This window comes from Stieleria sp., from assembly GCF_041595215.1.
Taxonomy (GTDB): domain Bacteria; phylum Planctomycetota; class Planctomycetia; order Pirellulales; family Pirellulaceae; genus Stieleria; species Stieleria magnilauensis.
Map to the genome: position 1 here is coordinate 1 of NZ_JBFHKV010000129.1, position 11,989 is coordinate 11,989.

Consider the following 11,989-nt stretch of genomic DNA (forward strand, 5'->3'; position numbering starts at 1 on the left):
TAAGCGAAGCACGTGTCTGGGCCAAGCCTTTGTCGGAGGCCGAAGTCCAGGCCAATTACGATCTTCGCGTCTCCAGTGACAGTGCCGATTTACAGGCCTATTGGCCGCTCAGTCTCGGTGCCGGGACGACAGCCAACGATTTGGCGGGTGCCAATGACGGGACGATCAACGGCGGCGAAATTTGGGACACGGTCACGTTGCCCCCGCTGCGGCGCGCAGTGCTCTCGCTTGATGGATCAAACGATGGAGTGCACACCACACTGAATATCAACCAGAGCGCGGTTGAAATCGCGAGCGAAAGTTTTGATTCCGGATCCAGTGCTCTCACCGGCGGCGCGTGGAACATTCCGTTCCACGGCGGCCGCACGGAGGTCGTCGACACTCGCGCAACAGGCGGGGGAACGCACGCTCTGTATATGGATTCACCGGCTCAGCAATCGGTTCAGCTGGATGGAACGAACGACTACATCGATTTGCCCGCGGCTGCGCTGCATAACAGCATCGACTTTTCGGTCTCCTTTTGGATGAAAACAAGCGACACGAATATGATGGCCATTGGCGGCGTCGATTCGTCGAACGCGTCAGAGTTATACCTCTACTATTTCGGTAACAATCAGGCTGAACTCAATACGGGTGCCGGCTTCCGATACTTTACATTGCCCGGAAATTTCAACGATGGCGTGGCGCACCACTATGGGTTGGTCCGAGAGACGTCGGCGAATGAGTGGTATCTGTACTTTGATGGCGCTCTCGCATCCAGTGTGACTGGCGGAGGGGCGCACAATGCTCTTGAGATAAGTGACCTTGAACTCGGACGGTCACCTGCTCATACAACCCTTCTGTACGCAGGTGAATTTGACGACGTCGCAATCTGGAATCGAGCGGTAACGGTTGACGAGGTGATGGACGCGAAAAACGGGCGCGTCACGACAAAAGATCTCGTCGGCCATTGGGAATTTGACGAAGTCAATGGAACGTCGTCCCCGGAAACGAGCGGGCGTTCCAGTCCCGCGACGTTGGTGAATGGTCCCGCGCTCACGTCGAGAGTAACCACCTTTGGTAGAGCGCCCAATGAAGCAATCTGGACCGTGGATGTAACCGAAGTTGCGTCACCGGTTCTGACCTTCCAAAACATCGATTACTTCGACGAAGAAGACTCCTTATTGAATGATTCGTTTCCTGGCAGTGTCAATGGTGATGGCGTTTCCATCAGCGTCGATGATGGAGACACTTGGTATCGGATTTGGGGAACGGCCGCCGAGCTGAACCAACAACACGACCAGTGGTTGCCGGTGACGATAGATCTGGCGGCGGTTGCCGACTCGTTGCCAATTTCGATCGATTCCGTTTTGCAGATCAAATTCCAGCAGTACGACGACGTTGCTATAGGTGCAGGTGGTGACGGTCGCGGATTCGATGAGATTGAGATCATCGATGCCGCGGGGACAACAGGCGCAACGTTCGAAAGCTGGATCTATCCCACTGAGGGAAGCAGCCCTGTCGAATACGTGTTCAGCACCGACAATGGTGGCTTTCGTGACTGGTCGCTCTACCACTTCGATGGTTACTGGCACATCCTTAACGGCACCGGAGGGGCGTACCTCGGTGTGCCCGTGAAATTTAATGAGTGGACACACTTGGCGTTGGTTTTCGATCCACAAGGTGCGAACAAAGGGATTCGGTTCTACGAAAACGGCGTTGAGGCGTACAGCAATACGACGATCGGTTTTGAATCATCTTCCGGTAATCTAATGATCGGCGGTCGAACTGGTTCGACCGAGGGCTTCGCAGGACGGATTGACGAGTTCCGCGTTTGGGATCAGCCATTATCGGTGAGCCAAATTCAGGACCGGATGAACGTTGTCGTGTCTGTGGAGCCCGATGGGGCAACCGATTTGATCGGTTACTGGCCGATGAACGAAGGCACGGGCGGCGTCACACGGGATCTGTCATCCAATAGAAACTCGGGGACCTTGGTCGGTAACGCCACTTGGCCCGCAGATGCGGTTGACCCGAACGAGGCGATTTGGACGGTCAATCTGAACGGCCTCTCCGACGCGGTCATGACTTTCCAGCACACTGATTTTGGTGATGAAGAACAGCCGTTCGCCGCTGGCAGCTATACCGGCAGCGCACCGGCAGACGGGATCTCGATCAGTGCCAACGGTACGACTTGGTACCCGATCTTCAATGCGCCGGATCAACCGCTCGGCCAGAATCGTCAATACAACATCGACCTTGCGGCTGAAGCCGCAGCGGTTGGTCTGACATTGGGACAGATCACCCAAATCAAATTCCAACAGTACGATGAATTCCCAAGTACCACCGCCGGTCGCTCCTATGACGAAATCAACATCGTCGAGAATGTGGGAACGACGATCGAAGCATGGGTGCGACCGACCGGTGGCCCCGACCTGGAGGTGGTCTTCCATACCAACAATGGTGGCAGCGACTGGGGACTGATACACAGCAGCAACATTTGGTTTGTCAGCAACGGTTACAACTATTTGTATACCGGTGTGCCGGTCGACGATACCAAGTGGCAACATGTGGCGGTGACGTTCGCCCCTGCGGGAGTGAGTTTCTACGTCGATGGCGTGCTCCGGTACGAAAACAGTCTTATCGGCTATGACAATTCCACTACCAATTTGACAATCGGCTCCACGGATGGCGCAAGCCAGTTCTATGAAGGTCAGATCGACGAGGTGCGTGTCTGGGATCGTCCCTTGAACGCAGCCGAAATCACGACCAGCATGAACGGTTTCGCTCCGTCCCAGACGCCGGGGCTGATCGCCGATTGGCCCTTCAATGAAGGCACGGGGGTGACGACCGCCGATGCGAGTCTCAATACGAGTCCGGCGACACTCGTCGGTGCGACCTGGACGACTGCGTCAGACGCCAGTTGGTTCGTCACCGGGGATACCAACGCGGATGGTCCTGCCGCACCCATCAGTTTCGTCCCCCAAGACGAGGGCACGTCGACGGCGACGATTCGAAGCAACAAGTTCCCGATCTTCTTCCGTAACGCTTCGCCGACGATCGACGCGATCCCCAACTTGAACGGATTGAAAGAAGGTCAGAAGGTCATGTTGGGTCCGGCAGTCGTGGCAACGGACGTCCGGCTTCCGGTCATCGTCGAAGGCACATTTGCCTCGAGCGATGTGCCCCAGCCCATCGGTCCGGCATCGGGCACGGTGACGACCTCGGATCTTCCTGTCAGCGGTTTGCCGGGTCAGATCGCGGACGTCGATATCCATTTGAACATCCAACATACTTTTGATGCCGATTTAGATGTTTTCCTGATCGCACCGGACGGAACGCGGGTCGAGCTTTTCTCGGATGTCGGCGCTGGAAACCCCAACTTCACGAACACCATCTTGGATGATGCGGCGAGTGTGTCGATCAATGCCGGGACGGCACCGTTTACCGGGACGTTCAGCCCCGAAGGATCGCTGGCGGATTTCAACGGAAGGACGCCCAACGGAGTCTGGCAGCTTGAGATTACCGATGACTCCAACAGTGATGCAGGTAGCTTGATCGATTGGGAACTGTTCTTGACGACCTCCGACGACATCGTCGTGACCGATCCCGGCGAGGACGATCTGCCCAATCTGGTCACCAGTGTGTCGATCACCGATCCGGTCGGTCAGACCACCAGTCTGGTTCGAAATGCGCTCGAGTTTGACAATGACGTGTTGGAACTATCCAGTTTCACGTTGGACGGCGCCACGAACGTGACAACAACCTTCTGGCTAAAGACGGCCAAGACAGGCTTGCAGAGCATTGTCAGCGGTTCGAACGTGAGCAATGACAACGAGTATCTGATTTATCTACAGGGCTCCGTCCTTCGTCTTCAAACTCACAACACCTCAGAATATAGCTGGAGCGGGCTGAATGTCACTGATGATGTCTATCACCACTATGCAATCTCGCGCAACCTGCAGACCAACAAAGCCGAGCTCTTTGTCGACGGCGTTTCGCAGGGGACCAAGGATCTCGTCAATCAGGCTCCGCTTTCCATTAGTAGAGGCGGATTGTTGGTTGGGCAAGAGCAAGATTCTTATCGTGGAGGGTTTAATTCTGCGCAAGCGCTCGTCGGCTCGCTCGATGAGTTGACGATTTGGAATCGCGCGCTCACTGCCGAGGAAGTCAACGAGGTTCGACGCGGCGATATCGACACAACCGATGACAACTTGCGACTGTATTTGACGTTCGACGAGGGTGCTGATCAAACGGCGGGAGATCGTGGCCCCCTGTTGCAAGACGCCATCGTGTTACCCAACGATGCTTCGCTGATCAGCGCAAACGTCTTGGGCGACTCGCCCCGCGGTTATTGGCGGTTGGGTGAAGCCAATGGCGCCAACGCTCACGACGACTCCCCCAATAACTTCACGGGTACGTACGAGAATGGCGCGGTTTTAAGGCAACCCGGGGCACTGACCGGCAATACGGCAGCCAGCTTTGGGGCAAGCAACTCGCGTGTCAGTATTCCCGACAATCCCTTGCTGAGACCGAACGCGTTGACAATCGAAGCCTTCGTGAACGTCCAGGGAGCGACGAACTACGACGGCGTGGTCATGAAGACGTCGACACAGTCCTGGAACGACGGTTACGGGCTTTACTACGAAAACAACGCACTCCATTTCTTCGTCAATCACTGGAGCAATAACCGCGTCTCGTTCGCGATCACACCGAATCAGTTCACGCATGTCGCGGCGACCTACGACGGTGCAAATTTGCGATTGTACTTTGACGGCGTGCAGGTGGCTTCCAAGCCCTACAGCACGGCGATCAACCACTCTACATCCTCGTTGTACCTAGGTTGGGCACCTTCAACGGAGAGTTACAGTTTCAACGGGACAATCGACGAAGTGGCGGTCTACGGCACTGCACTCACGGCTGTGGAAATCCAAAATCATCGCCCACTTGGACTTAGTTCTCCGCAGTGGACGAGCACGACACCACCGTCACTGGCAGCCCCGTTTACGGCTACGGACGATGGCACTTATACGCTGTCGATCACTACGTCCGATGGTGAAGACGGTACGGATCGTTCTTATACGAAATTCGACGTCGCAAACGTGGCCCCGACGATCAATAGCTTGAATGAAACCGACACCGGAGTGACGCCGCTTTCACTCGGCGGTCCGCCGAGTGGTCCACGCGCCGTTGGCACCCCGATGTTCTTCAATGCTCGTGACATCGTTGATCCCGGTGCGGTCGATGGATTCACGTACCTCTGGGAAGTGACGACCAACAACGGTCAAGCGGTGATCACGTCCAGTAAGATCGAGTTCGCCTTCACGCCCCAATTCGCGGGGACCTACACCGTCAAATTGACGGTCGCCGATGCCGACGGCGGCACCAGCAGTTTCCAGGAAGCGTTCAAGGTTAATCCCACACCACGAGTGACGGCGGTTGCAGGCCAGATCCGGCATGCGGTCGTCTTCAACGACGATCTGCTTGAGCTGGATCACAGTGTGCTCAACGGGGCGGGCGATCTGACGACCGCGTTTTGGTACCAAACCACCGCAACGAACCAACAATCGATCCTCAGCGGTGCACGCGGCACTAGCAACGCCGAGGCCAACGAGTTTTGGCTGTCACTGACACCGACGTCGGCACAGATCGCGATCCAGGATTCGAACCGCCTGACGTGGAATTGGGCCCCGACCGATGCGATCAACGACGGCGTCTACCATCACTTCGCACTCGTCCGTGACCGAGCGGACAACACGGCCGAATTCTTCATCGATGGTGTCTCACAGGGCGTTCAGACGTTCGCCTTGCCAACCGATCCGCTAGCCCTCGTTTCCGGTGGACTGGTTGTCGGTCAAGATCAAGATTCTGTGGGTGGCGGTTTCCAAGCGAATCAGGCCATGTTCGGGTCTCTCGCCGAGCTGGCGGTGTGGACGCGATCATTATCAGCAGCAGAAATCGAAGCGGCACGTGACGGCACGATCGACGCGGCCGATGCGGATCTTGGCATTTGGTTGAAGCTTGACGAGGGCACCGGTGAGACCGCTGCCGATAGCGGCCCGGAGAATCTGGATGTCAGCTTCACAGCGAATGCCCCGACATGGGCGCAAGGTCGTGAACAGCTCGAAGTATTGACAGCCGGGGCGCTCGTGACCTTCGCGTCGTCAGACTCCAGTCCCGTTGCGCCGACAGGCTTGCTGCGTGGAACCAACCAGTCGGTGGTTCGACAATACAGTTGGACCATCGGCTTGGGCGGCACGACGGTCGCCACCGGAACGGCTGCCGAGATTCAATTTGTGCCGATCCAGAGCGGTGTCTATACCGCGACGCTGGCGATCGATGAAGTTTTCCTTTCCTACAACCCGCTCACCGAAATCTGGAGCGAGCAGTCACGCCTTTCAAACAGCGAAACGACCAGCTTCACCGTCCAGGCGGCGCCGCCCCTCACCATCGTTGTCCCATCAGCGGCGGCGCAGGAGGGTGACTTGATCACCTTCTCGATCGCGGGATTGCCGACCGTCGACGAACTCGCAACACGCAGCGTGGTCTGGTCCGTGACGCCCAATACGTTTGAAGTCGTGCCGGTCGATAACGCCGAAACCTTTAGCATTCGGGCGACAGCCGACGATACTTACGTCGTTTCGGTGAGCGTCACGGACCTGATCGAATTGACGGGGTCTCCGACGCAATTCGTTCCCGTTCCGTTCGTGCGAACCGCCCAAGACGTGAACGTGAGGGTCGAAAACGCAGCGCCCAGAATGGTCGTCGACAGCGTCGCGGGAACCGAGAACACTCCGATCAACTTGATCGCATTGGTCATTGACGCCGGCGTCAGCGACACGCACACCTACTCGGTCGATTGGGGAGACGGGACTTCGGGATTGGTCGACCAGACCGTTTTGAATGTCACCGCGTATGCCAAGACCGTGCGCGCGGATCAACCGCTGCTTCAGTATCAATTCAATGAGGCATCCGGTTCGAATACCGCATCCAACCTGGGGACGCTGGGCAACTCGCACGATGCGACGTTGCCGGGTACGATCGATTTCGCGGCCGATGGTGTTGTCGGTGGCGCGGTTCAGATCGGTGCGGCGGGGGCCGGTTTCGCGCCGAATGCTGCTGTGCCGGCCGGCGCACTGGCCAGTGGATCGTACTCGATCGAAGTGTGGTTCAAGCCTGACGCGTTGACCCCGACGCAGGACATCCTGTCGGCGGTTGATGCAAACGGATTCAGCTTGCTGCTTGAAACGGCCAGCAGCGGCCGGATTCGTTTCCTGCACCGTGTGCCGGGGGGGAATGCGGGCGGTCAGGATTTGACTTCGTCGTTGACCTATTCTGCCAATGCCTGGAACCATTTGGTCGCGGTCAATGACAACGGCACGATGCGTTTGTTCCTCAACGGCGTCGAAGACTCGGTGACGTTGGTTTCGACTGGCGTCTTGACCGGCGCACTGGACTTCGCCTTCGGGGCACTCGCCGCAGGCGGCAACACGCGGTTGTTTGAAGGATCATTGGATGAAGTCGCGATTTATGACCGTGCCCTTTCGGCGGCAGATGTTCAGCGGCACTACGTCTCGTCGACCGCAGAGGGTGCCGAGGTTCGCGAACCGTTGGTCTTTGCCACCCACACGTACCCGCAAGACGGTTCTTACACGGCGATTTTGACGGTGACCGACAGTGACACAGCCAGTCGACGCGTGAATGTCCAGATGACGATTGGCAATGCCGCTCCGATCGGTGTTGACGATAGCGGTTTGACGACCGATGAAGACACACCGTTGACGATCGATACCGACGCATTGATTGCCAACGACACGGATCTCGGTCCTGCGGACGTCTTGTCATTCGACAGTTTTGGTGCGGTTTCGTCGCGTGGTGCCACCATCACGCTGGCCGGTGGAGTTCTGACCTACGATCCGACCCACGCGGCATCGATTCAAGCCTTCGCGGCCGGACAGACCGAAACCGACACCTTCCATTACGTCGTCACGGATGATTTTGGCGATCAAGACACCGTCGCGGTAACGGTCGCCATTAACGGTGTCAATGACGCCCCGAAGGCGAAGCGGGATGAGAATACAGTGGACGAAGATGCCGCCAGCCCGGTAATTGGAAATCTGTTGGTCGGCGATACAGACGTTGACCATGCGGTGACGCTGCTGTCGGTATCGAAGGTGAATGGCGCAGTCGCTTCACCCGCTGCCGGCCAGTATGGCAGCCTGACGTGGAATAGTGATGGATCCTATAGCTACGCGTTGAACAACAATCTTCCTGCGATTCAACGTTTGAACGCCGGCGACAAGCTGTTTGAATCGTTTTCCTACGAAGTCACCGATCAAGATAAGTTCGCAGCATCGACGTTGACGATTACGATCAACGGCACCAGCGATGATCCGATCGCGGGTGACGACGACAATTCGGTATCGGCTTCGGACGCCGTGACGGTAGTCGGCGGTGGATACGATGACGTGGTGCTGGCGGACTCGCCGGTTGCGTACTGGCAATTCAATGAAACTTCGGGAACGATTGCCGCCAACGAATTGTCACCCTTGTCGCCCGATGGAGTTTACAGCAGTTCGGTTCAATTGGCTCGGACCGGATTGGTCGGCCTGGATCTGGGAACGTCGATCGGTGTCGGCGGGTCCGATTCCGTGACGATTGCCGACGATGAATCGATCAATTCCGGTGCGGCAAACTACACGTCGAAGACATTTGAAGTCTTTTTCAATGCATCCGACGTTTCCTCAGCCGGATCCCTTTATTCGCAATCCGATCTGTCTGCCAACAACGGCTTCGGGCTTCGCTTGTCGGGCGGACGATTGATCTTTGAAGCTTTCAGCGGTGGCGTCGCTGCGCCCGATGTAAGCAGCTCCGTGCTGCCGGACACGACGTACCACGTCGTCGGGGTGTTCGACAACGCAAGCATGACCTTGTACGTCAATGGACAAGTTGCCGCCACCGGCACGGCGTCGTTCACGAGCGTTCCGCCGCATCCGGGAAGAGTCGTTGCGGGCGATCTTGCCGGTGCAAGGCTGGACGAATTGGCGTTGTACAATTCGGCGCTTTCGACGCAGCGGGTGACCGATCACTATCGCGCGGCCGGATTGCTGGCGAACGACCGGGACGCTGACGCCGGTGACACCCGCCGCGTCACGGCGGTCACGATCGGCAAAAACACCTTCCCGGTCGGGCAAGCCGTTGAGACGTCTGGCGGAGCGTTGGTGACGGTCAACGCGGATGGCAGTTATCAATACGATCCCAACGGCGCGTTTGCTTCGCTGGCTCGTAATCTGACCGACACCGACGTGTTTGAATACACGGTCACCGATTCGAACGGATTGACGGGCTCGGCGACGGTCACGGTAACGGTCGTAGGAGAAAACGAAGCGCCGACGGCCGTCACGATCAGCCAAGCGACGGTCAGGGATTCATCGCCGATCGGACGGTTGGTCGGTCGGCTTAGCACTGCAGACGTTGATGTGGCGGATGCTCATTCCTACGTGTTGCTGGACAATGCGGGCGGTCTGTTCTCATTGACCGGTCGCGAGATTCTCGTCAACGCGGCGCTGACCGCGGGCCAGACGCATCCGATCCGTGTCCGTAGTGATGACGGAAATGGCGGAACCGTCGAGCAATTGCTCGCGATTGAAGTCGTTGACACTCCGGTTCAGGCCGACCTCAACATCAACCTCGCTGCGATCTCCAGTACCGATCTGACGATCCGTCGCAACGGATTGAACATTGAGATCATTGATAACACCAACGCCGGTGCCTCGGTGCTCTCTCAAAAACTTGCTCAGACGTCCACGGTGACGGTCAACGGGGGCGATGGTATCGGCGAAGTGGTGACGGTTGACTTCAGCTCCGGAGGATTCTTCCAGCTTCAGCGGAACATCACCTTCAACGGCGGACTGGGTGGTGACGATCGATTGAGGATCATTGGTGATCCGTCCGATACGAGCGGCCGCTACGTTCCGAATAGCCTCGGACTCGGGGATGCATCCTTCGTTGCCAGTAGCGGTCAAACGAGCAGCACGATTCGATTCACCGGCGTTGAACCGTTGGACCTGTTGGATCTGAAACAACTGACCTTCGACGGGCCGCTCGAAGTGGGCGGACAATCGTTGACCGTCTCCAGTCCAAACCCGATTAACTTACCTTCGTTGACTGAGATTTCCGGCGGGACGATTGCTACGACCGGTGTGCTGGCGTTGGGCAGCGCCGAAGCGATTCGCGGATCGGGGACGATCAGCGGGCGGATCGCAGCCGAATCGGGCTCAAACATCACAGCGACCGGCAATCTGGTGCTCGGCGATGCCACCTCCGGCGCAGGCTTTCATTCGGCCGGCGAGATCCATGTGGGGGACTTTATGGTGACGTTGCTGGACGCCAACCAAGCGGTCTTGGGAGCCTTGACCTCGCTTGGTAACGGTGGCAACCCGGGAACACTCTTTGCGGCCAACGGAGTCTTCTTGGAGGGCGGGAATCACGTGACCGGATACGGAACACTCAATACGCCCAATGACATCGCGATGCTGACGATGATCACGGGCAGCGTCTCCGGCACCAGTCCCACACAGCAGATCACGCTGCCGGGCTACATCGGCGGGAATGGACCACTGGATCACGTCAACATCACGGGGACTTACAGTCCCGGACTCAGTCCCGCCGTCTCGGTCCATGGAAGTGTTTCGTATTCCGACAACGCGGATCTGATCCTCGAACTTGCCGGTCGAACTCCCGGACGTGACGGTTACGACCAAGTCATTCATACCGGATCGGCTGCGCTCGGCGGTGACTTGAAAGTCGAATTGATGCCCGGATTCACGCCGATTCCAGGTGATTCGTTTGTTCTGATGACGGCCGTCGATGGAATCACCGGCGATTTCGCCAACGCCGATTTGCCCGCCGCGCCGCTGGGCAGTGCGTGGGACCTGTCGGTCGGCACGAACGATGTCCGATTGACGTTGGTTGATCTGGCCGAAGTCGGCGCGGTGATCATGACCGACGGCAACAACGCGACACAACGTTCTTCGATCACGCAGATCGAGGTGCAATTTGACCGTGCGGTCGACGTCGATGCCGGAGCGTTCCAGTTATCCAAGACCGGAACCGGCGGAGGTGTCGTGGACACCGCGTTCACGCTGAGTGCGGACGCGCAAGGCAACACGATCGCAACCATCACGTTTAGCGGCACACTGACACGCGGCGTGAAGTTCGCGCTCGTCGACGGCAACTATCAATTGTTGGTCGATCCGACGAAGGTCCGCTCGGCGGGTACATCGATCACGATCGACGGCGATTCCGACGGCTTGCAAGGCGGTGCGTACGCGATCGGCAACGTCGAAAGCGACGCGTTCTTCGCGCACTTCGGCGACACCGACGGCGACCGCGATGTCGACGGCCAGGATTACGGTCGGTTCGGATTGTCGTTCCTGAAGAACGATGGCCAAGCGGGATTCAATCCGGCGCTCGACAGCGACGGAGATGGCGATGTCGACGGCCAAGACTACGGTCGGTTCGGACTGCGGTTCTTAAAGCGACTCGATTCTTGATCGCATCGAACGCCACGTCTAAACCGCGACGGGCGCTACGGACGGGTTAGTAGATCTTGGATCGAGACGGGCATTGGGTCAAAAGATGTGAACGTTCGATGGGGTGGCGGTCTGAAGAGGGTGTGGCGTTCGGTTGGTGAGAAGAGAGTGGACCACGAAACACACGAATTACACGAACAAGAGTGCCCGATCGGAAACACAATTTAACTTGTTGTTCTTGATTCGTGTCATTCGTGTCTTTCGTGGTTGCATCTCCACAGCATTTCAAATGACGACAGTCAAGCTTGCCGTCGGATCGGCGTGACACGGCGGATGACATCCGTGGGTCCGCGCTGTTATCCGTGGGCCAACTCTTTTCGCCGGTCTGATAATGGCTTGCTGGCGTTCGGTTGGTGAGAAGAGAGTGGACCACGAAACACACGAATTACACGAACAAGAGTGCCCGATCGGAAACA

General features: G+C 57.5%; 1 protein-coding gene. It reads left to right on the plus strand.

All coding sequences use genetic code 11. The features are described from left to right. Positions 1–29: 29 nt before the first annotated feature. Entirely contained in the window at positions 30–11,534 is an 11,505-nt protein-coding gene (locus ABX749_RS07420) for a LamG-like jellyroll fold domain-containing protein (RefSeq protein WP_372895415.1), read from the plus strand. Positions 11,535–11,989 lie beyond the last annotated feature (455 nt).